The following is a 20,680-nucleotide window of genomic DNA, read 5'->3' as shown; positions in this document are numbered from 1 at the left end:
TCCGGTCGTTTTTTGAAAATGCAAAAGTGTTTAAATAAAGTAGGAGGGTATTGATATGAACCGCAAACTTAAACGAGTCATTTTAGCCATTATAGATCTGATTGTTATCATTCTTACTATTGGCTTTTCTTATCTATTTTTAAAACCTTTTGTATCAATATCTAACTCTGATGTTATTTATTCACTTTTATTTCTGACAATAGTCTACTGTATACTAGCGTATAGTTTTAATATTTTTAATAAAATCAATCGGTATACAAGCATTAAAGAGACTTTTACACATTGTGGTGTGATTACCCTAGATTATTTGCTTTCTTCTGTAGTACTCATGCTTTGGAGTTCAATTAGTATGAGATTTCTTTTTTTATCTTACATATTAACTGTGATTATTATTCCGAGCAGCAGAGTTGTCTGGAGAATTATGATTGAGCACAGAGTTAAACTTGAAAAGATAGAGAATAATCTAAATAACAAAGTTTTTCGTACGCTCATTGTAGGGGCTGGTGAAGGTGGGAGCCTTTTTATTAAGAATTTAAGGCATAATCCAGAAATTGTCTTAGTTGGTGTTGTGGATGATGATATAAATAAAGTAGGAACCACGATTTATGGGATTCCTATCTTAGGGAATACAAGCGAAATAAGTAACATCGTAAATAGATATGATATCGATCAGATTACAGTGGCTATTCCTTCACTTGAACCCAAAGAACTAGATCGTATCGTAAGTCAGGCAACTGAAACTAAGGTAAAAGTTAACCAGATGCCTTCAGTGGAAGATATTGTCAAAGGAACTTATCAAGTTAACAAATTTAAAGAAATCGAAATCTCTGATTTATTAGGTAGAGAAGAAGTGAAATTAAATATGGAAGAAATTTCTAACCAAGTTTCTGGAAAGACTATTTTAGTTTCTGGAGCAGGAGGTTCGATTGGTTCGGAGATTTGTAGACAAATTATCCGGTTTTCTCCAAGGAAACTCTTACTACTCGGTCATGGTGAAAACTCTATTTATCTTATAAATAGAGAGTTACAACAAATTGCGAAAGAAGAGAATATAGAACTAATCCCTGTGATTGCAGATATTCAAGATAGAGAGCGTATTTTTAAAGTTATGAAAGAGAATAAACCAAATATCGTCTACCATGCAGCAGCACACAAACATGTTCCGCTTATGGAATATAATCCTTCAGAAGCTGTAAAAAACAATATTTTCGGTACGAAAAATATGGCTGAAGCAGCCAAAGCAGCAAGTGTTGAAAACTTTGTGATGGTTTCAACGGATAAAGCTGTGAACCCGCCAAACGTCATGGGGGCAACTAAACGAGTTGCTGAAATGATTGTGACAGGGCTTAATGAAAAGGACCAAACAAAATTTGCAGCAGTCAGATTTGGAAATGTTTTAGGTAGCAGAGGAAGTGTTATCCCAGTTTTTAAAGAACAAATCAAAAAAGGTGGCCCCATAACGGTCACTGATTTTAGAATGACCCGCTATTTTATGACCATTCCCGAAGCTAGCCGTTTAGTGTTGCAGGCTGGGTCCCTAGCAAAAGGTGGAGAAATTTTTGTCCTTGATATGGGAGAGCCAGTTAAAATAGTTGATTTAGCTAACAAAATGATCCAATTAAGCGGAGAAAAGAATAGTCAGATAAAAGTCGTAGAATCAGGTATCAGACCTGGAGAAAAACTGTATGAAGAATTACTGACTAACGAAGAATTAACCGAAGAAAAAGTTTTTGAAAAAATCTTTGTCGGAAAAGTAAATAATGCTCCACTTGAAGAGGTTCTTATCTTTGCTGATAATTTAGAAGATTTGAATGACGAAGCGTTAAAAGAAAAGCTAATAAAATTTGCAAATAATAACATGAATTCTAATAAAGACTTAAAAAACATGAGTAGAGAATCATCTATGCTTTATGCAAAAAGTTTGAATATTTGATTAACTAAATATTGTGGGAAAGTCAAGTTGAACTTGATAGGTTTAAATATAAATTATACAAGATAGATTAAAATAAATAGATGAAGTAGGAGGGAGCAATATGGGCTATTTAAAAGTAAAAAGGTTAATAGATATTATACTTGCCTCATTAGGGCTTATCCTATTGTCTCCAATTTTTTTAATAATTATTATAGCAATTAAATTAAATTCTCCTGGACCTGTTTTTTTCAAGCAAAAAAGAGTAGGTATAGAAAAAAGTCATTTTAAGATTTTGAAATTTAGAACGATGCGGATTGATACGCCCAAAGATACACCAACGCATCTCTTAGAAAATCCGGATCAGTGGATTACAGAAGTTGGCAAGTTCTTACGCAGAACGTCATTAGATGAACTCCCACAAATTGTCAATATATTCAAGGGTGAAATGAGTATTATCGGTCCAAGACCCGCTCTATGGAATCAGTATGATCTTATTAAAGAAAGAGACAAGTACGGCGCTAACAATGTACCGGTCGGTCTTACTGGTTGGGCGCAGATTAATGGCAGAGATGAACTGGAAATAGAGGTAAAAGCACAGCTAGATGGAGAGTATGTTGAAAAGATTGGTTTTTTGACGGACGTGAAATGTTTTATCGGAACCATAATCAGTGTATTTAGGAGTGACGGTATTCTTGAAGGAGGTACTGGCAATAAATCAAAAATGACCAAAAATTCTAAAGAAACATAATATCATATGATTGAGGTGAAGATATGAAAAGAGTATTAATTACTGGTGAAAATAGTTATATAGGAACATCTCTTGAAAAGTGGTTAATGAAAGAACCAAATAGATACAGTATTGATACTATAGATATTAAAGACAGATCATGGAAAGAAAGAGATTTTAATTCATATGATGTTGTATTTCACGTTGCTGGTATAGCTCACATTAAAGAAACAAATGACAATAAAAATCTTTACTATAAAGTAAATAGAGATTTAGCCTATGAAGTTGCTCTAAAAGCAAAAGAAGATGGAGTAAAGCAGTTTATATTTTTGAGCTCAATGAGTGTGTACGGTGTTGAAAATGGAATAATTGATGAAAATACTCCTCTTAAACCAAATAGTGCATACGGAAAATCTAAACTAGAAGCTGAGGAACTAATTAATACACTTCAAAATAATTCATTTACTGTAGCAACTCTAAGACCCCCTATGGTTTATGGAAAGGGCTGCAAAGGAAATTACCCTAAACTTTCGAGACTAGCTCTTAAGGTTCCAATTTTCCCGAAAATAGATAATAAGCGCAGTATGATCTACATAGACAACTTGTCAGAATTTGTAAAACAGCTTATTGATAATAGAAGTAATGGACATTTCTTTCCTCAGAACGCTGAGTACGTGAATACTAGTGAGATGGTTCGATTAATAGCTGACATGTATGGGAAAAAAATTAGAGTGACGAAATTGTTTAATCCAATATTAAGACTAATAAATATTAGTATAGTCAATAAAGTATTTGGAGATTTAGTATATGAGATGAGTTTATCTGAGTTTGAGAACAACTATAGAGTTTGTGAATTTAGAGAATCTATTAAGGCTACGGAGGAATAAGTATGAGCATTAAAAAGAATAAAAGAATACTGATTCTTTCTAATCATCATTCTTATACTTATAATTTTCGAAAAGAAATAATTCAAAGGTTGCTGAAGGAAGGTTATGAAGTACACATCGCTTTACCGTATGGGGAAAAAGTGGATCTATTAATCGAGATGGGATGTATCTATACAGAATCACCACTAGATAGACGGGGAATGAACCCTATAACTGATTTTAAATTAATTAAATCATATTATAAGTTAATGAAAAGAATACAGCCAAATATCGTACTTTCATATACGATTAAGCCCAACATATATGGTGGGCTTATCTGCTCAGTGTTAAATATACCTTTTATAGCAAATGTTACAGGGTTAGGTACTGCAGTTGGCAGCGGTGGTATTCTTCAAAAAATATTAGTTAAGTTCTATAAAAAAGCTTTTCAAAAAGCGGAATGTATTTTCTTTCAGAACGAAAGCAATAAAGATTTTTTCACTAATAATGGTATTTCTATGAAAAAATTTAATGTTATTCCAGGATCTGGTGTTAATATAGATGAATTTTCGTATCAAGATTATTTTAAAGATGATTCTACTGTAAAATTCTTATTTATAGGAAGAATTATGAAAGATAAGGGGATAGAAGAACTTATCGAAGCAGCTCAAAAAATAAAAAAGTTGTATAAAAATGTTCAATTCGATGCTTTAGGCTTTTGCGAGGACGAGTATAAAGATAGAGTTAAAGTACTACAAGAGAAAAAGATCATTAATTTTCATGGAGCTAAAGATAATGTTAGAGAGTACATCAAAAATTCGCATGCCATAATACACCCAACATACCATGAAGGAATGTCTAATGTTATGTTAGAAGCTGCTGCAATTGGAAGACCAGTATTAGCATCCAATATTCCAGGCTGTAAAGAAATATTTGTTGAAGGTATAAGCGGCTTTGGGTTTGAACCTAGAAATTCTGAAAGTTTAACTCAAGCAATAGGTAAGTTCATTGAATTGCCTAATGAAAAAAAGGTGGCAATGGGAAGAGCAGGACGAAGAAAAATCGAAAAAGAATTTGATAGAACAATAGTTGTTGACGCCTATTTAAAAGAAATCAATAGAATTTTGGAGGAAATATAAATGAATTTATATGAACAAATCAAAAATAAGGAAGAAAAAATTTCACTTATCGGTCTAGGATATGTTGGAATGCCCATCGCAGTTGCTTTTGCCAAGAAAGCATCTGTTATAGGTTTTGATATCAGTAATGAAAAAGTTGAATTATATAATAATGGGATTGATCCAACTAAAGAGGTTGGAGACGAGGTTATAAAAAAGACGACTGTTGAATTCACTGCAGACGAAAATAAGCTTAAAGAAGCTAAATTTCATATAGTTGCTGTACCTACACCGGTTAACGCAGACCACACACCAGACCTTACTCCAGTTAAATCTGCTACTAGAACTTTAGGAAGAAACTTGACTAAAGGTTCAATAGTGGTTTTCGAATCTACGGTTTATCCAGGGGTTACAGAAGATATTTGTATACCAATTCTTGAACAGGAATCTGGATTAGTATATGGAAAAGATTTTAAGGTAGGATATTCACCAGAAAGAATAAACCCAGGAGATAAAGTTCATAGATTAGAAACAATTATAAAAGTCGTCTCTGGAAGTGATGCAGAGGCACTTGATATTATTGCAAATATATACGAATTGGTAGTATACGCAGGGGTCTATAAGGCAGAATCCATAAAAGTTGCAGAAGCAGCAAAAGTTATCGAAAATTCTCAAAGAGATATCAATATTGCTTTCATGAATGAACTATCAATCATTTTTAATAAAATGGACATTGATACTAAGGCAGTCCTTAAAGCAGCGGGTACTAAGTGGAATTTCCTGAATTTTTCTCCAGGTCTTGTTGGCGGTCATTGTATAGGAGTAGACCCTTACTATTTAACCTATAAAGCTGAACAATTAGGTTATCGTTCACAAATCATTCTTTCAGGTAGAAGAATTAATGATGATATGGGTAAATACGTAGTAGAAAACTTAATAAAAAATCTCATTAAGGCAGATGTACCAGTTAAAGATGCAAAGGTAGCCATTCTAGGGTTTACATTTAAAGAAAATTGTCCTGATACAAGAAATACAAGAGTTATTGATATTGTTAATGAACTTAAAGAATATGGTATTGATCCAATGATTGCAGATCCAGAAGCAGATGCTGAAGAAGCAATGCACGAATATAATATAATTTTTGATTCAGTGCAAGACATTAAGGAAATGGATGCAATTGTTGTAGCTGTTGGTCATGATCAATTCTTAAAATTTACAAGAGAAAAATTTGATGGGATGTTTAAAAATAAATCTGCTGAGAATAAAGTATTATTAGATATTAAAGGGATCTTAGATAGAAAAGAGTATGAAATAGCAGGATATAAATACTGGAGACTTTAAAAAGGGAAGGGCATACTATGGGATATGAAAATATAGAATTTGAAAAAGATAGTGTATTTCTTGTGACTGGCGGAGCAGGTTTCATTGGTTCAAATTTGTGTGAAGCTATATTAAATAAAGGTTATAAAGTCAGATGTTTAGATGATCTTTCAAATGGAAAACAAGAAAATGTAGATCTGTTTATTGATGATCCAAATTACTCCTTTATCAAAGGGGATATAAGGAATTTGGATATATGCATCAAAGCTTGCGAGGGTGTGGATTATGTATTACATCAAGCCGCATGGGGGAGCGTTCCGAGAAGTATTGAAATGCCATTATTTTATGAAGAAGTAAATATCAAGGGAACTCTAAATATGATGGAAGCATCCAAACAAAATGCCATTAAAAAGTTTATTTATGCATCTAGTTCATCAGTTTATGGAGATGAGCCTAATTTACCTAAACAAGAGGGCATAGAAGGGAATATACTTTCACCTTACGCATTAACTAAACAAGTGAATGAAGAGTATGGAAAGTTATATACTAAACTCTACAATCTGGACACATATGGCTTGAGATACTTCAATGTCTTTGGAAAAAGACAAGATCCAAACGGGGCTTACGCAGCTGTGATTCCTAAATTTATAAAACAATTATTAAATGATGAGAGACCTACAATTAACGGTGATGGTAAGCAAAGTCGTGATTTTACTTATATCGAAAATATTATAGAAGCCAACTTAAAGGCATGTAAGGCACCTAAACATGCTGCTGGACAAGCTTATAACATCGCATACGGAGGAAGAGAATATTTAATTGATATCTATTATGAATTAGCTAAAGCTCTAAGAAAAGAAGTTGTACCTATTTTTGGACCTACTAGGAAGGGTGATATTAAACATTCTAATGCCTCTATTGCTAAAGCTAAAGAATTAATTGGTTACGATCCGGATTATAGTTTTGAGAAAGGAATACTATTAGCTTTAAATTGGTATAAGGAGAATATCTAATATGAGTGGGAAAGAAAAATTCAATAAGTATATATATATTATAAACACCACTAGTCTATTAATAAATTTATTGCCAAATATTCTTATTAATAGATTGTGGGATTTTATAAATAATTGGAACGGTAAGTTAGGAATTGTTTTAAGGTATTGCATTTTGAAAACAAATTCTAAAAGCTGCGGTGAAAATGTATTTATAGGTAAAAATGTATATATTAATTGTTTTGAAAACTTAAGTATTGGAAATAACGTAAGCATTCATGCAAATTCTTATATTGATGCAAGTGGAAATATTTATATAGGTGATAATGTATCTATAGCGCACAGCACTTCAATACTAAGTAGTGACCATACTTGGGATGATAAGAGTCTACCTATAAAATATAATAAATTATCACTAAAACCAGTCACGATTAAAAGTGATGTATGGGTAGGATGTGGTGTAAGGATATTGGCTGGAAGTTTTATTAATAAAAGAGTTGTAATAGCTGCAGGAGCTGTTGTAAATAAAACAATAGAATCTAATATTTTAGCTGGAGGTATCCCAGCTAAAAAAATAAAATTATTAGAATAGAGGATTAAAGTGGAGAAAAGCATAACTGTTTTCACACCAACATATAACAGAAAACATACGATATATAAATGTTATGAAAGTCTTTTACGCCAAACGAGTAAGGATTTTACTTGGCTAATAATAGATGATGGATCGACTGATGGTACAAAAGAATTAATTAATGAATGGATTAAAGAAAATAAAATTGAAATAAGATATATACTGCAAGAAAATAAAGGAATGCACGGAGCGCATAATACAGCGCATATAAATATGATGACAGAGTTATGTGTGTGCTGCGATTCTGATGACTATTTATCTGACAATTCTATTGAACTTATTCTAAATAATTGGAATAATATCGAAGACAAGAGTAGATTTAGTGGAATGATTGGTATAGATGCAAATTTAGAAGGTAAACATTTGGCTAAAATACCTAATGAATTAAAAGAAACTACCTTGTTTGATTTAAGATTTAAATTTAAATTGCGCGGAGATTATAAATTGATTTATAGAACGGAATTAATAAAAGAGGATCTATACCCAGAATTTGCCGGAGAAAAATATTTAGCAGTTGGTTATAAATATTTCAATTTAGATGTAAATTATAAATTATCTGTTATAAATGATGTATTGTGTTATGTAGAATATCTAGAAGATGGTGGAACTTCTAATAAAATTAAGCACTATGTAAAATCTCCAAAAGGATTTTCGCATTATAGAAAAGAAATGATGAAAAATAGTAGTTTAACTTCTGTTAAATTTAGAAATGCTATTCATTATGTATCAAGTTCTACTTTTGAAAAAAACATAAATTTTTTAAGCGATTCACCAGCAAAGGTTTTGACATTTTTAGCAATCCCAATGGGAATTATGCTTAATATTTTCATCAGACTTAGATTTAATTTTCTTAAATAATTATAAATAATAAGGAGTTAAAGATAACCATGAATTCTGAAAATAAACCTATAAGAATACTCCAAATAACAGGGAAAATGGATATAGGAGGAGCAGAAACATTTTTAATGAATTTATATAGGGCAATTGATAAAAAAAAAATCCAGTTTGACTTTGTTACTTTTGGAGAAGTAAAAGGAGATTTTGATGAAGAAATTATTGAATTAGGGGGTAAGGTAATAAATGTTGCATCTCCTACTGATGAAGGATTGTTTTCATTTATAAGTGATTTGTTTAAGGTTATTAAAGACAAAGAATATGAAGTTATTCATTCTCATATCCTATTTAACTCATCATGGCCACTTTTAGTAGCAAAAATATGTAATATAAAAGTTAGAATAGCACATGCTCATAGTACTAAATCTTCATCTGCAACAAATAGGATAGCAGTTCTGAAACACCAGATAATGAGAAAAATTATATTGCTTTCTACAACTAGAAACGTAGCATGTTCGAATGATGCAGGAAGATTTTTGTTTGGAAAGAGTTTTGCTACCAAAGGTATTGTATTAAAAAATTCTATAAATTGTGAGAGTTTTCAAAAAATAGATAAACACCTATCAGCAAATATTACAGAAAGTCTTGATATTAACGAAAAAAGAATAAATATCGTTCAAGTAGGAACACTTAAAGATGTAAAAAATCATATGTACTCACTAGAAATAGCAAATCTATTAAAGAAAAAAAACGTAGACTTTAAAATATACTTTGTAGGTGAAGGCGAATTAGAAAGAGAACTAACATTAAAAAGAAACGAGCTAGGACTGGATGAAGAAGTATTTTTTGTAGGGAAGAGTAAAAACGTAAATAATATATTAGAATTAATAGATGTAGTATTATTACCATCAAAGTACGAAGGTTTACCGCTAACTATGATAGAATCACAATCATTAGGAAAACCTTGTATAGTCTCTAGTGAAGTGACAAAAGATATTGATATGGGCATGGATTTGATAAATTACATAAATATTGATGAAAGCAGCAAGGATAAATGGGTAAATGCTATTATAAACGCAAAAACTAATAACAAGACCAGTAAACAAGAAGCTTATAACAATATTTACAAAAATGGGTATGATGTAAGCTCTTCTATTAAAATAATAAGTGATATTTATAAAGGAAGATAAATTATGAACTACAGCTATAGAAAAAAAAATATTAATTTTGTAATCTTAATAAATATAATTGTGATAGTGAGCTCAATCATATTAGGTGTTATTAATCTAGGCCTATCAACAGACTATAGTCCGCTTTTGTATTCTATAATAAGTATTATTTGTGTTATCTGGTGTTTCTCATCTTGGATGTTTTTAACTAAAGAAAGATTCTCACCATATATAATATTTCTACTTTCATGTTTTTTGTTTTGGTTAGGACAAACTTTTTTATATGCTTTAAATATTAGAGCAGGAAATTTTGAGTTATATTATATGTATGGTGATAAAGAGTTACTAGCTGCAGAAATATTTACGTGTATAGGCTTTTTGTTTTTACACCTAGGTGCATTATTAAATTACAAATTCAATTCTATAAATGAAGTATCTTGTATAGAAAAAATTGAAGACAAACTTTTAGTAAAGAGTATGAAGTTGGTAATAATACCTATTTTTTTGTTCTCAGGTATTGGATTTATGCTAGAACTAATCAATAAAATAGAAACATCAGTAACTACTGGATATAGAACCATATATGAAGACACATCTTTAGTGAGCGGACTTTCAAATATAATAAACTCATTAGATATGTTTTTTATTCCAAGTCTATTCACATTATTTGTTGTTTATAAACATAAAAAAAATATGAGAAACATTTTTACAGTTTTAGTATTTTTTATCTTCATAGGAAATATTATCATCGGCTTACGAGGATATGCATTTGCTCTTATTATAAGTTTTATTTGGCTGTACAGTAATCAAGTAAAAAAATTCAAAACTAAACATTTTTTAATGTTGATGATCTCAGGTGTAATAGGTTTAGTATTAATCAGTGTTGTATCTGATTTTAGAAATATGAGTGATAAAACCATTCAATCTTTTTTTACTTTAATTAGCGATAATATTTTGTTTGGTAATCCAATTTTCGAAAGTATTGCTGAATTTGGTGGTTCGATGTTTCCTATGATAGAGACAATGAATATTGTCAATCATATAGAGGATTTTGGATTTGGTACAACATATATTTCCTCAATTTTAGCTATAATACCTAGTGCTTTATTTGGTGGATATAGCTTTGCTGAGCAAGCTGCTTTAGCTACTTGGCTAAAAGAGTCACTTTCTATGAATTATGGACCAGGATACTCATTAATCGCAGAAGCATACTATAATTTTGGATGGTTCGGGACTTTTTTTATGTCAATATTAGGATTTTTAATAATAAAAGTCTTATATCCAAAATCTCTATCAAAAGACAAACAAATCTTGAAAAATATATTTGTAGCTATTAGTATTTTTTATCTGGTTATTTATTCAAGAAGTTCAGTATTGTTGTTAGTTAGGTATTTGTTCTATTCTACAGGAGTACTATACGTACTCATTATGATTGTGTATAATCACTTGAAGTCTAGATATAGATTAAACATTGCAAACTAAAAACCAATGTACAATTATAAAAGATTGGGGGATAAAAATGTTTTTATCCATATACACACCTACCTATAATAGGTGTAACCTGTTAAAAAGGTGTTATGAAAGTTTATGTGAAGAAGATAAAAATAAATTTGAATGGATAGTTATAGATGATGGTTCTACTGATAACACAAGGTTACAAGTAGAGGAATGGATTGAGATTGGTAAATTAAATATTGTATATGTTTACAAAAAAAACGAAGGAGTACATTCTGCTAGAAACTTGGCTTGTGAGATAGCAAAAGGTGAACTTTGTATGTGTATAGATTCAGATGATTACATAGCCACTGGTGCTGTCCAAAAAATATACGATTACTACCAAGAAAATAATAGTAAAAGTATAGTGGGTATAATAGCGTTGAACGAAACAAAGGATAAGAAAATTGTTGGAGAACTTTTTCCAAAAAATCTCACTACATCTAGCTTGTATAATTTATATAAAATAAAAGGGATTAAAGGAGACAAAAAACTAATATATAGAACGAATTTACTAAATAAATATAAGTATCCAGTTTATAAAGGGGAAAAAGGAATACCACCTTCGTACGTTTATTACCAAATGGATCAAGAAGGTGATCTATTATTGCTAAATGAGACAGTTTGCATTGTTGAATATCAATTAGATGGAATAAGTAATAATATAGAAAGAGATAGATTCCGAAGTCCTAAAGGTATGGTAGATTACTATGAACTCATGTTTAAATTAAGTAGAAATTTTAAAGAAAAGTATTTAAACACAATAAGGATTCAAAGTTATAGGAAATTGTCAGGTGAAAAATGGAAATCAATATTGTTCAGCGAGTTTTCATTTATAAAAGTATTATCTGTTCCGGGGTGTTTGTACTTTATTATGAAAAATAAGCGGGGTAAATAAAAATTGAGTATAATAAAAAAAATAGAAAATAAAATAAAAAAAAGAAAATATTACAAGAAAAATAATTGTGAAATTAAAACTAAATATATAAGTTCTAATGTTGAGATGGGAAAAAATGTAAAAATCGGTAAAAATACTATTATTGAGGAAGGATGTAAGATTGATAACTATACTTATATTAATTCTAGACAAGGAATGCATCCAGTTTATATAAATAGTAACACTATTATTGGAAAATATTGCTCTATAGGACCAAATAGTATGATTGGAATAGGTAATCATCCATTAGATAGATTTACTACCCACCCAGTAACATATGATAAATACTATGTTGGAGATACTGATGAAAATACTCAACAAAAAGTTAATATGCAAGGAAATGTGGTTATTGGAAACGATGTTTGGATAGGTTGCAATGTTGTAGTTATGCAAGATGTTAAAATAGGAGACGGGGCAGTCATTGGGGCAGGAAGTATAGTAACTAAAGATATTGAACCATACTCTATCTCGGTTGGCATTCCATGTGAAAAAATTAAGATGAGGTTCAGTAATACTATAATAAAAGAAATATCTAAACTAGATAAAAATTGGTGGGATCAGGATTTAGATTATATAATTAAAAAAATGAACTTTGGTAATTCAATTGAAGTATTCCTAAATGAATAGGAGGAAATATGATGAAAATTTTTAAAATTATAACCCCCATTTATATACAAGAAAAATTTAAAATAAAAAAGGTCATGAATCTTAAAAATATATCATCTAAAGTTCATATTGATGGGAAAATTTCTATAAGATATAAATCTATTAGTATTGGTGCATATACATTTTTGGGAGATAATTTAAGTTTGGAAAATGTAAAAAATATTGGAAGATATTGCTCTATATCGAATGGTGTAAGAATAGGATTGGCTCAACATCCTATTGACTGGATATCAACAAGTGCTGTGTTTTGCAATCCAAATAGAGGATTTGTTTCGGAAAATTTATTTAAAACTGATATAGATAAATATTGTGATATAGGGAACGATGTATGGATTGGCACAAACTCATTAATAATGAGTGGAGTCAATATAGGTAATGGAGCAATAGTAGGTGCAGGTTCAATAGTTACTAAAGATGTACCAGATTATGCAATTGTTGGAGGTAATCCAGCTAAAATTATAAGGTATAGATTTAATAATGAAATTATTGATAGCCTAACAAGTAGCAAATGGTGGGAAAAAGAGCCATCTGAAATACTACAAAGCGGACTTGACATTACAAATATAAATAGTGTTATCGAAAAAATTTAATCGAAAATAGGTGATGAAGAATGAAAAGATTTTGTAAAAATGCTTTTATCCTTATAAGTAAAATTATTATGCCTCTATTTTATGAAAAAGAGTATTTAAGAGGTAAATGGTTTGATAATAATGTAAGTGGTTGGAAATGGTGTTGGAAAGGTTTGCTTTGGCAAAAAATACTGGGAATTAATAGAAAAGTACCATGGCCAGTATCTTTTAAAGTGACCATGGGAAGCGGTTGGAAAAACATAAAATTTAATTTAGATGACATGAATAACTTTCAAGGTTTTGGAGTATACTTTCAAAGTTTCTATGCAGATATTTTTATAGGAAAAGGTACTTATATTGGCCCTAACGTTGGTTTAATTACGGCTAATCATGATCCAGAAAATCTTGAAAACCATTTAGAAGGTGAGTCTATAATACTTGGAGAAAAATGCTGGATAGGAATGAATTCCGTGATTTTACCAGGAGTTAATCTAGGAAACCATACAATAGTAGCAGCCGGAAGTGTAGTAACCAAAAGTTTTAGTAGGGGAAATTATATGATCGGTGGAGTTCCGGCAAAGATAATAAAAGACCTTGATACCATGGCGGTAAAAAATGATGAATATTAAAATTGGAAAAAAAGAAGTAATTTGGAGTTACATGGGATATATATTAAATAATGGAACAAATTTAATTTTAATGCCATTCGTATTAAATTTTTTACCAACACAAGAACTAGGATTGTGGTATACATTTTTAAGTGTAGGAGGAATGGTTAACCTTTTAGATTTTGGATTCTTACCCACTATAACTAGAAACTTTACATATTCTTGGAGTGGAGTTAAAAAACTAACTAAATCTGGATTAGGTAATGAAAAAACGGACGCAACACCTAATTATGAACTACTATACTTGATAATAAAAGCCAGTAGAATGATCTATTTGATTATTGCTTTAACTGCGCTAGCTGGTATGACGACTTTAGGAACATTATATGTAATCAATATACTTGAAGATAACTTTAGTTTGAAATATATTGTTGCATGGATTATATATTCTGTCGCAGTATTTCTAAATATGTACTATGGTTATTGGAGGGCAGCGCTTAAGGGTGTTGGATTAGTTAAAGGTTCACAAAAAAGTATACTATATGCAAGATTAGTACAGATAGTAGTTTCTCTTGTATGTCTTTTTCTAGGATTGACTATCATTGGAGTTGCATTAGCATATCTAGTATCAGGAGTAGTAACTAGACAGCTCTCGATAAAATATTTTTATAATAGTGAAAGAATAAAAGGTAAACTAAATTATAAAGTCGCATACAAAGATATAGTTGAGAATATTAAAGAAGTTTTTTTGGTTATATGGCATAGCGCTTGGAGAACTGGAATATTCTCATTAGGAACTTTTTTGACATTACAATCTTCAGTGTTATTTACTTCAAATTATTTGGGTTTAAAAGTAACGGCTTCATATGGACTAGCCTTTCAGATGTTTAACATGTTATATGCACTTGCATCAATATTTTTTAGTACTTACATGATAAAAATGAGCGAAGCAAGAGTGAATAACAATAATAAAATGATAAAAGAATTTTTTTCACTATCAATTGTTGTCTCTTGGATAGCTTATGTTATAGGCGTCATAGGTATAGTATTCTTTTCAGAACCTATACTTAGAATAATAGGGTCAAACACGTCAATGTTACCTAGACCGATTTTAATGTATATGGGAATAGATTTGTTTTTAGATTTTAATTATAATAAGTTTGTTTCTTATATTTTGACAGGAAATAGTATTCCATTTTATAAGTCGTCTTTTTTGTCAGGTGTTGGAGTTGTCATTTTAACATTTGCTCTTTTGAATTTTACTAATTTAGGAATATGGAGTATATTGATATCTCGTACAATGATTCAAGGGATCTATAATTATTGGTACTGGCCAAAATTCGTCCTCAAAGAATTAGATATGAAAATAAGTGAAATTATTAAAATTGGTTTCAATGAAGTTAGTAAATTAATAAAATAAGATTATTATTTATCTCATATGAGTAATATTTTGTTCTTACCCCATGTAATTGCCGGTATATCCTTTCTTCTGAATAAATTTGTAAATACTTTTTGCGGTACATTGTTCTTCCAATTTAATTTCTATGATTTGCTTGTATGGGTCTAATCTACTTAGTTTATCACCTTGTAAAGCTTCTTGGTAGGTTGCTATTACGATCCGATAATCACATTTATATTGTCCACTAATACAGAATAGTTAGGCTTTATGCCATCATCTATCATATACTTTTTCACTCCTCCTTTGAGGTCTCTTCTCATTCTTATCACACTCCAATTTCATAGGGGATAAGAAGAGTATATAAAAAATGTAGGAAACTAACAATTTTTCATTGTCACTTTCCTACATTTTATAACTGTGCTTTACATGTTGTTCCGCTTCCCGAAGAAACGACGGTAGAGCCTGTGCTGTTTCAGGTATTCGAAATTGTTTGAATTGTGTTTGAAGTTTCTCTGTTGTTCCTATTGTTGTTCACCTCCCAGCACCTCTAAGTACGACTCAAAGGAACGTTCTTTAGCGGTAATCGCTTGATAGTTTAGGTAACTTGTCAATTTTTTCAGAGTGAGTATCTGTCTGGCCGTGTCGACGGGCCATATCTATTGCCACGTTTCTTAAATAGACGCACTGAACAAATTCAATGCTAGACATGCGTTCAATGCTTTGTCTAATACATCGCTGTTTTTATCTACAATGGATTCTATGACTCATAACTGGTCCCTAATGTGTCTAGGATACCTAACTTTTAGGTGATCAATAAAGACCGCCGTTTTCTCTTTTTCTTCAAAGTTGCGGAGCGCTTCACAGATATGCTGATCAAGCTTCTGTCTCTTATCTTCTTCGCGACCATGATTAGAATCTTTGATAAGGTTGCCTTTACCTTTTGTTAGGGGATGTTGGGCAATCAGCCGATCGCTCTTCATATCGTACGCGTAAAGATGAGTGTCAATTGTCGTTATACGGACCTTCGTTGTCTTTCCTGATTGGTAGGTTCCTATAGGAACCGAGTAGTAATTTGACTGAAATTGAATCGTATTGTCTTTCAATATGGTCTTTGTTATACTTTCATTATTCGAAAGAATGCGTTTCTTAGAGATTCAGCTGAGGTGTGGCTTTTCCAGAGTAAACACGTCTATCGGTCTATTTTTGTTTTCTCATGAATTTTTTAATTACCCGTTAGGTCTAACCAAGCTTCGCATTGTTCTTGCCACGACTTAATTGTCCGAAAGCGTCGTCCTCTCGCAAAGTTATACTTCACAAATTTAATGACAGCTTCGACTTTTCCTTTTGATTCTGGATCAGCGGCACGACAGACATGAACGATAAATTGTTTCTTCAATACATACGACTGAAATTGTTTAGTAAATAAGATATCTCCGTGGTTTTCACTGACGATTATTAGCATATCTTGATCATATACGATTTCTTCTGTGAGTCCCTCAAAATAATCGAAGGCGTTCTTATGAGTTCATATGACATCTCTGGTGGTGAAAGACTTATCCTGCCATTTAATGTATTTGAATCGGGAATGGGAGAGGACGAACCCAATACAACTTTACTCGTTTATCGGTTAATGCATGTTGTACTATGATTTCTCCAAAATTTACTTGGATTTTTTTGCCAACGGGGAGTTTCAGATACCGCTTCGTAATGGCGGTGAGTAAAGACTTTTGGGATACTGTAGGTTTCCTTTAACTCTTTAACATACGAGCGAATGGTACTAGAAGCTGCTTCTTTATAGTCGAATTGTTCATTCAGTCAGTTTTCAATTTGAGCTGCGGATAATTCTGGCTCATTACTAAGCCAATTCACTATCGTTTCTTTATAAGGCTCAACCTTTCTTTCCCGATTGGTCAGTGATTTGACCCAGAATATTGCTTCTTTGGGCTTCTTCTGCAAATCACTTCTAACGGTATTTCTATGAATGCCGAGCATTCGATTTATCTTTGCATTTGAGAATCCTTTCTTTTTGTAATGGTGCACCTTCGTAATTCTGTTTACTTTTTCAAAATCCACCTTTTCTTCTCCTTCCAGTCAATAAACTAACTGCTCTAGTTTATCAAAAGGAACGAAGTGTTAGGGTAAAAGTGCACATTCTTTTCTAGCGGTAACTGCACAATACAGTTTAGCAGTCACAAGGGGAAGGACTTGGAATGGGGGGTTCCCAATCTAACCTTAGATTTAATAGAAGGACAGGATATTCAATTAGAAGGGATGGAAGAGACTACTTTCACTCCTGTAAAAGAACGATCAGTATCCAATGTTTTAACAACTGGAATGTGGGAAGTTGGAACAGATATTGAACCCGGAAATTACACCGTAACAACAACGGGAGAAAAAAGTGGAAAGATTATGGTTTACGATGCTGGCGAAAAATTACCGGCAGTTATGGACCCAATTGATCCTGATGGAGAACTTGGAGCTGAATCACTAGACGTAGAATTAAAAGAAGGTCAGACAGTAATTGTGAGTACAAGTCCAGAACTGTCATTTGAATCAAAATAATTAGAAGCTATTATTAAAAAACTAAATAGAGGTAGGATTGTCCTTTTTGAGTAAGCGATGAATAGTTGAGTACCTTCACATGAAAAAAAGACACCTCTATACTAAGAGATGTCCGAAGATTATAATAAGAGTAAATGTCTAGCGACATTCCATTTGCACCTTTGGATCCCATGGCAAATAAGCCTCCAAAGGTGTATTTTGTCGATTTGGAAGGTTCGTTAAGAGATAAGCCAAATATTTTCGCGGATGTAATCCGTTAGATTTGGCCGTTTCGATGAGACTTAAAATAGTCGTAACGGCATGTGCACCCTCAAATGATTTAGAGAAAAGCCAGTTTTTTCTTCCCATGACGAGGGACTTGATCCCACGTTCGGCTAGATTGTTGGATAGCACAAGACGGCCGTCTTCCAGAACATTCATCATTCGCTCTTTTTGATTCAGCGCATAGTTGATTGCTGTGCCAAGTTTCCCATGCGCAGTCAGGGATTCACACCAGTCAAAAAATTCCTCAAGCTTCGGCTTCACTAAGGCTAGGCGGTAATCATACCGTTCGTTAACAGATAAGTCCTTTAGGGACTTATCCAATGCAAATAGCGCATTACACAGCGTGACACCCTTATGAGCTACACTCTTATTGGAATAGTTCTTTGGACGTGCGTCATAGAACTTCCGTCTGATATGCGCCAAACAGGCGATCATGGTCACCCCTGGAAGATGATTATACCCAGAGAATCCATCACTATGCAGATAGCCAGTATAATGCTCTAGAAAATCTCTGGGAACGGATCCGCTGCGTGACGGACCTAACTTAAAGATATGTATGGCGCGTTCGCTGTATTTGCCCGTACTGAATAACCACATATAGGATTTTTGACGGTCTTTGTCGTTCAGTACTTTGAATGTTGTTTCGTCGGCGTGAAGAACCTTCTGGTTCAAGAGTTCTTGGCGCATTTCAGCCACGAGTTCTTCGAAATAATACTGCGACGTTTTAATGTGCCAGTTCGTAATGGTGTGGCGAGGGAGCGGATAACCAAGGAGATTCCAGTAAGATTCTTGACGATAGGCCGGGACTTTCTGTTCAAACTTCTGATACATCGTTTCCGCTATCAGTGACGCAGAGGCAGCCGTATTATTTAACGGTAGTCTAGGAATCTCAGATTTTGCAAATGGTGTCCTCGTTCCACTTTTCTCACAGTTCGCGCATCCATAGGTTTTCTGGAAATGTCTGTGGTTTTCCAATTTTGCCGGGATAAACTTTACTTCCTGGCGAATCAATTGAGTAGACACTTCTTTCATGGCTTCTTTACAGGTTGGGCAAGTGCAAGATTCAAGTTCATGGATATGATCGACCGTCGGTAGATATGCTAACTGTTGGTCTTTTAATCCTTTGCGTTTTTTGCGACGGACAACTTTCGTGACAATGATTTCATCTTCGTCGCTTTGATCACCAGTCTGCTCTGGTTCATTAAAAAGCCGATCATTGAACAAGTTTCCTTGATTTGGGTTATTCTTCAGCGTTTCCTTCTTTGGACCATAAAGTTTTTGAGTTAGGAAATCAATTTGTTCTTTCTGTAAAGAGAGCTCATCATCTTTTTGAGCAATAAGGGTCTTCAGTTGTTTGTTTTCTTCTAAAAGCTGATCTAATTTTTCAATAATCACTTCAAACTGTTTTTCGCTCTTGATAGACATGTTGTTTGCCTCTCCTCACCTAAATAGTTCTTAAATTTTACTATAATGAGGAAAAGAAAACGAGAGAGTCCTTGATTTTTTTATCAATTTCTCTCTTATTTCTTAGGCTATGCTTCCTTTAACCGCAGGTTTGATGGAGACTTTCTGGTTTATTGATAACCCTTCTAGTAGCCAACGTAGTTGTTGCGCGCTTAACTTTTGAACCTCGTTTTGGTTAAGCGGCCAATTCAATTTGCCATTCTCTAAGCGTTTATATAAAAGAAGGAAGCCATCGCCTTCCCAATAAAGAGCTTTGAAACGATCTTTATGTCCACCACAAAAGAGAAATAGAGCGTCGTTATAAACATCCATATCATATTCTTCCGTGATCGTTGCGGCTAATCCATCAATTTGGCGGCGCATATCTGTCTTACCACACACAATAAAAATATTCTCTACCTGAGTAAAGTCAATGAGTTTCATGGATAGCCATCTCCGTAAGGAGAATTCTCAACGTCGATGGTTTGATCCCCTCATATATAAACAGCTCAGTTTGGCTACGTTTCAAATGGGCTACTACTTTCTGTGGTAAGGCATTCGTAGCGGTTTGAAGATCTTTTTGGTTCTCTTGTAATTTGATAGGAACGATGGCCTGTTTATTCTTTTCCAATTTAATACCTCCTGCGTACTTAAGATAACTTAAGTTTAACAGGAGGACATACGGACTAACAGGTACCCAGCTATTCATCGCTTACCTTTTTGACAATCCTACCTCTATTTATGTGATTTAAGAAATTGAACAATTTAGACTTTTAGAAAAAAATTATTCTTTTTCAAATAAGACTTGATATTCAATGTCATCAAAATAATCTGGTACCAATTTGTCTAACCATTGAAACTCTTCAGCACTGATTTCAGAGTGATCTATTTTAGCAATGATTACTTTTCTATGTGAAATAGATATTAATTCGAATTTTTTTGATTGTTCTTCTAAGTATTGTTTTGTTTCAAATTTAGTGTAATCCATATTATCGGATAGAGGAATGTTATAATGATATTCCTTTTTGTCCTCAGTTAAAGTTCCTTTTTGATTCATGATAATTCTCCTTTTCTATAATTTTTAATCCAAAATTGGTTATTTCTAAAATTATTCTTATATGATGTAGCTATCTATAACAGATAGCTATTCACTATGTGGTAATATTTAG

Annotated in this window: 24 protein-coding genes; 17 read left to right on the top strand and 7 right to left on the bottom strand. The window is 32.4% G+C overall.

The features are described from left to right. Nucleotides 1-55 precede the first annotated feature (55 nt). The 15 genes from BLT22_RS09065 to wzx all read left to right on the top strand — a co-directional run bounded on the left by BLT22_RS09065 (nt 56) and on the right by wzx (nt 15,263). A complete protein-coding gene (locus tag BLT22_RS09065; protein ID WP_091762674.1) occupies nt 56-1,933 on the top strand; it encodes a polysaccharide biosynthesis protein in 1,878 nt (625 codons plus the stop codon). Between the two features lie 100 nt (nt 1,934-2,033). Next, the gene (locus BLT22_RS09060) at nt 2,034-2,660 is read left to right on the top strand and encodes a sugar transferase (protein ID WP_091762672.1); all 627 of its coding nucleotides are present in this window, start codon (nt 2,034-2,036) and stop codon (nt 2,658-2,660) included. 23 nt (nt 2,661-2,683) lie between these two features. Next, nucleotides 2,684-3,526, top strand: a complete 843-nt coding sequence (locus BLT22_RS09055; RefSeq protein ID WP_091762670.1) for an NAD-dependent epimerase/dehydratase family protein — start codon at nt 2,684-2,686, stop codon at nt 3,524-3,526. 2 nt (nt 3,527-3,528) lie between these two features. Next, nucleotides 3,529-4,644 (top strand): glycosyltransferase family 4 protein, encoded by a 1,116-nt coding sequence (locus BLT22_RS09050; protein WP_091762668.1) that lies wholly within the window; start codon nt 3,529-3,531, stop codon nt 4,642-4,644. Next, nucleotides 4,645-5,964 (top strand): nucleotide sugar dehydrogenase, encoded by a 1,320-nt coding sequence (locus tag BLT22_RS09045; protein WP_091762666.1) that lies wholly within the window; start codon nt 4,645-4,647, stop codon nt 5,962-5,964. It abuts the gene before it with no gap. Nucleotides 5,965-5,981: 17 nt separating this feature from the next. Next, the gene (locus tag BLT22_RS09040) at nt 5,982-6,956 is read left to right on the top strand and encodes an SDR family oxidoreductase (RefSeq protein ID WP_091762664.1); all 975 of its coding nucleotides are present in this window, start codon (nt 5,982-5,984) and stop codon (nt 6,954-6,956) included. Nucleotide 6,957: 1 nt separating this feature from the next. Next, nucleotides 6,958-7,527, top strand: coding sequence for an acyltransferase (locus BLT22_RS09035; protein ID WP_143020647.1), 570 nt, complete (start codon nt 6,958-6,960; stop codon nt 7,525-7,527). 9 nt (nt 7,528-7,536) lie between these two features. Continuing rightward, nucleotides 7,537-8,424: a glycosyltransferase family 2 protein gene (locus BLT22_RS09030; RefSeq protein WP_091762661.1), complete on the top strand. Its 888-nt coding sequence runs from the start codon at nt 7,537-7,539 to the stop codon at nt 8,422-8,424. A gap of 29 nt (nt 8,425-8,453) precedes the next feature. After that, nucleotides 8,454-9,590, top strand: coding sequence for a glycosyltransferase (locus BLT22_RS09025; protein WP_091762659.1), 1,137 nt, complete (start codon nt 8,454-8,456; stop codon nt 9,588-9,590). A 3-nt stretch (nt 9,591-9,593) separates the two neighbouring features. Beyond that, entirely contained in the window at nt 9,594-11,051 is a 1,458-nt protein-coding gene (gene wzy / locus BLT22_RS09020; RefSeq protein ID WP_091762657.1) for an O-antigen polysaccharide polymerase Wzy, read from the top strand. A gap of 37 nt (nt 11,052-11,088) precedes the next feature. Further along, nucleotides 11,089-11,961, top strand: a complete 873-nt coding sequence (locus tag BLT22_RS09015) for a glycosyltransferase family A protein (RefSeq protein WP_091762655.1) — start codon at nt 11,089-11,091, stop codon at nt 11,959-11,961. Between the two features lie 3 nt (nt 11,962-11,964). Then, nucleotides 11,965-12,627: a xenobiotic acyltransferase family protein gene (locus BLT22_RS09010; protein WP_091762653.1), complete on the top strand. Its 663-nt coding sequence runs from the start codon at nt 11,965-11,967 to the stop codon at nt 12,625-12,627. Nucleotides 12,628-12,638: 11 nt separating this feature from the next. Beyond that, nucleotides 12,639-13,256 (top strand): CatB-related O-acetyltransferase, encoded by a 618-nt coding sequence (locus BLT22_RS12540; protein ID WP_280525130.1) that lies wholly within the window; start codon nt 12,639-12,641, stop codon nt 13,254-13,256. Between the two features lie 20 nt (nt 13,257-13,276). After that, nucleotides 13,277-13,864: an acyltransferase gene (locus BLT22_RS09000; RefSeq protein ID WP_091762649.1), complete on the top strand. Its 588-nt coding sequence runs from the start codon at nt 13,277-13,279 to the stop codon at nt 13,862-13,864. Then, nucleotides 13,851-15,263 carry an O-unit flippase-like protein gene (gene wzx / locus BLT22_RS08995; RefSeq protein ID WP_091762647.1) on the top strand — a complete coding sequence of 471 codons (1,413 nt, stop codon included), beginning with the start codon at nt 13,851-13,853 and terminating at the stop codon, nt 15,261-15,263. The genes BLT22_RS09000 and wzx overlap by 14 nt, the downstream gene beginning before the upstream one ends. 743 nt (nt 15,264-16,006) lie before the next feature. Here the strand turns inward: wzx and BLT22_RS08990 are convergent. Next, a complete protein-coding gene (locus BLT22_RS08990) occupies nt 16,007-16,345 on the bottom strand; it encodes a hypothetical protein (RefSeq protein WP_091762645.1) in 339 nt (112 codons plus the stop codon). 119 nt (nt 16,346-16,464) lie between these two features. After that, on the bottom strand, nt 16,465-16,704 hold the full coding sequence (locus BLT22_RS08985) for a hypothetical protein (protein WP_091762643.1): 240 nt from the start codon (nt 16,702-16,704) through the stop codon (nt 16,465-16,467). Nucleotides 16,705-16,761: 57 nt separating this feature from the next. On the opposite strand from BLT22_RS08985, the gene BLT22_RS12500 reads away from it, so the two are divergent. Beyond that, nucleotides 16,762-16,890 carry a hypothetical protein gene (locus tag BLT22_RS12500; protein ID WP_256333885.1) on the top strand — a complete coding sequence of 43 codons (129 nt, stop codon included), beginning with the start codon at nt 16,762-16,764 and terminating at the stop codon, nt 16,888-16,890. 167 nt (nt 16,891-17,057) lie between these two features. Here BLT22_RS12500 and BLT22_RS08980 read toward each other — a convergent pair whose 3' ends face one another. Beyond that, a complete protein-coding gene (locus BLT22_RS08980) occupies nt 17,058-17,315 on the bottom strand; it encodes a hypothetical protein (RefSeq protein WP_091762640.1) in 258 nt (85 codons plus the stop codon). Between the two features lie 132 nt (nt 17,316-17,447). Between BLT22_RS08980 and BLT22_RS08975 the strand changes: the two genes are divergently transcribed. Then, the gene (locus BLT22_RS08975) at nt 17,448-17,804 is read left to right on the top strand and encodes a hypothetical protein (protein WP_091762638.1); all 357 of its coding nucleotides are present in this window, start codon (nt 17,448-17,450) and stop codon (nt 17,802-17,804) included. Between the two features lie 138 nt (nt 17,805-17,942). Here the strand turns inward: BLT22_RS08975 and tnpC are convergent, their stop codons facing one another. From tnpC to BLT22_RS08955, 4 genes are all read right to left on the bottom strand, one after another. Next, complete coding sequence (gene tnpC / locus BLT22_RS08970; protein WP_091762636.1) at nt 17,943-19,493, bottom strand: IS66 family transposase; 1,551 nt, start codon at nt 19,491-19,493, stop codon at nt 17,943-17,945. A gap of 102 nt (nt 19,494-19,595) precedes the next feature. Next, entirely contained in the window at nt 19,596-19,955 is a 360-nt protein-coding gene (gene tnpB, locus BLT22_RS08965; RefSeq protein WP_091762634.1) for an IS66 family insertion sequence element accessory protein TnpB, read from the bottom strand. Next, nucleotides 19,942-20,142, bottom strand: a complete 201-nt coding sequence (locus BLT22_RS08960; protein WP_091762632.1) for a hypothetical protein — start codon at nt 20,140-20,142, stop codon at nt 19,942-19,944. The genes tnpB and BLT22_RS08960 overlap by 14 nt, the downstream gene beginning before the upstream one ends. A 153-nt stretch (nt 20,143-20,295) precedes the next feature. Further along, entirely contained in the window at nt 20,296-20,568 is a 273-nt protein-coding gene (locus BLT22_RS08955) for a hypothetical protein (protein ID WP_091762630.1), read from the bottom strand. Nucleotides 20,569-20,680: the final 112 nt, after the last annotated feature.

It is taken from the genome of Marinilactibacillus psychrotolerans (assembly GCF_900101525.1).
Classification (GTDB): Bacteria; Bacillota; Bacilli; order Lactobacillales; family Carnobacteriaceae_A; genus Marinilactibacillus; species Marinilactibacillus psychrotolerans.
This window is presented reverse-complemented; position numbering and strand designations above follow the sequence as displayed.

Coding starts and splice junctions, on each gene's coding strand:
- BLT22_RS09065 (WP_091762674.1), top strand. CDS start 56: ATGAACCGCAAACTTAAACGAGTCATTTTAGCCATTATAGATCTGATT.
- BLT22_RS08985 (WP_091762643.1), bottom strand. CDS start 16,704: ATGCTAATAATCGTCAGTGAAAACCACGGAGATATCTTATTTACTAAA.
- tnpC (WP_091762636.1), bottom strand. CDS start 19,493: ATGTCTATCAAGAGCGAAAAACAGTTTGAAGTGATTATTGAAAAATTA.
- BLT22_RS08955 (WP_091762630.1), bottom strand. CDS start 20,568: ATGAATCAAAAAGGAACTTTAACTGAGGACAAAAAGGAATATCATTAT.
- BLT22_RS09035 (WP_143020647.1), top strand. CDS start 6,958: ATGAGTGGGAAAGAAAAATTCAATAAGTATATATATATTATAAACACC.
- BLT22_RS12500 (WP_256333885.1), top strand. CDS start 16,762: ATGAGTTCATATGACATCTCTGGTGGTGAAAGACTTATCCTGCCATTT.
- BLT22_RS09025 (WP_091762659.1), top strand. CDS start 8,454: ATGAATTCTGAAAATAAACCTATAAGAATACTCCAAATAACAGGGAAA.
- BLT22_RS09055 (WP_091762670.1), top strand. CDS start 2,684: ATGAAAAGAGTATTAATTACTGGTGAAAATAGTTATATAGGAACATCT.
- BLT22_RS09040 (WP_091762664.1), top strand. CDS start 5,982: ATGGGATATGAAAATATAGAATTTGAAAAAGATAGTGTATTTCTTGTG.
- wzx (WP_091762647.1), top strand. CDS start 13,851: ATGATGAATATTAAAATTGGAAAAAAAGAAGTAATTTGGAGTTACATG.
- BLT22_RS09050 (WP_091762668.1), top strand. CDS start 3,529: ATGAGCATTAAAAAGAATAAAAGAATACTGATTCTTTCTAATCATCAT.
- tnpB (WP_091762634.1), bottom strand. CDS start 19,955: ATGAAACTCATTGACTTTACTCAGGTAGAGAATATTTTTATTGTGTGT.
- BLT22_RS12540 (WP_280525130.1), top strand. CDS start 12,639: ATGAAAATTTTTAAAATTATAACCCCCATTTATATACAAGAAAAATTT.
- BLT22_RS09015 (WP_091762655.1), top strand. CDS start 11,089: ATGTTTTTATCCATATACACACCTACCTATAATAGGTGTAACCTGTTA.
- BLT22_RS09000 (WP_091762649.1), top strand. CDS start 13,277: ATGAAAAGATTTTGTAAAAATGCTTTTATCCTTATAAGTAAAATTATT.
- BLT22_RS09045 (WP_091762666.1), top strand. CDS start 4,645: ATGAATTTATATGAACAAATCAAAAATAAGGAAGAAAAAATTTCACTT.
- wzy (WP_091762657.1), top strand. CDS start 9,594: ATGAACTACAGCTATAGAAAAAAAAATATTAATTTTGTAATCTTAATA.
- BLT22_RS09060 (WP_091762672.1), top strand. CDS start 2,034: ATGGGCTATTTAAAAGTAAAAAGGTTAATAGATATTATACTTGCCTCA.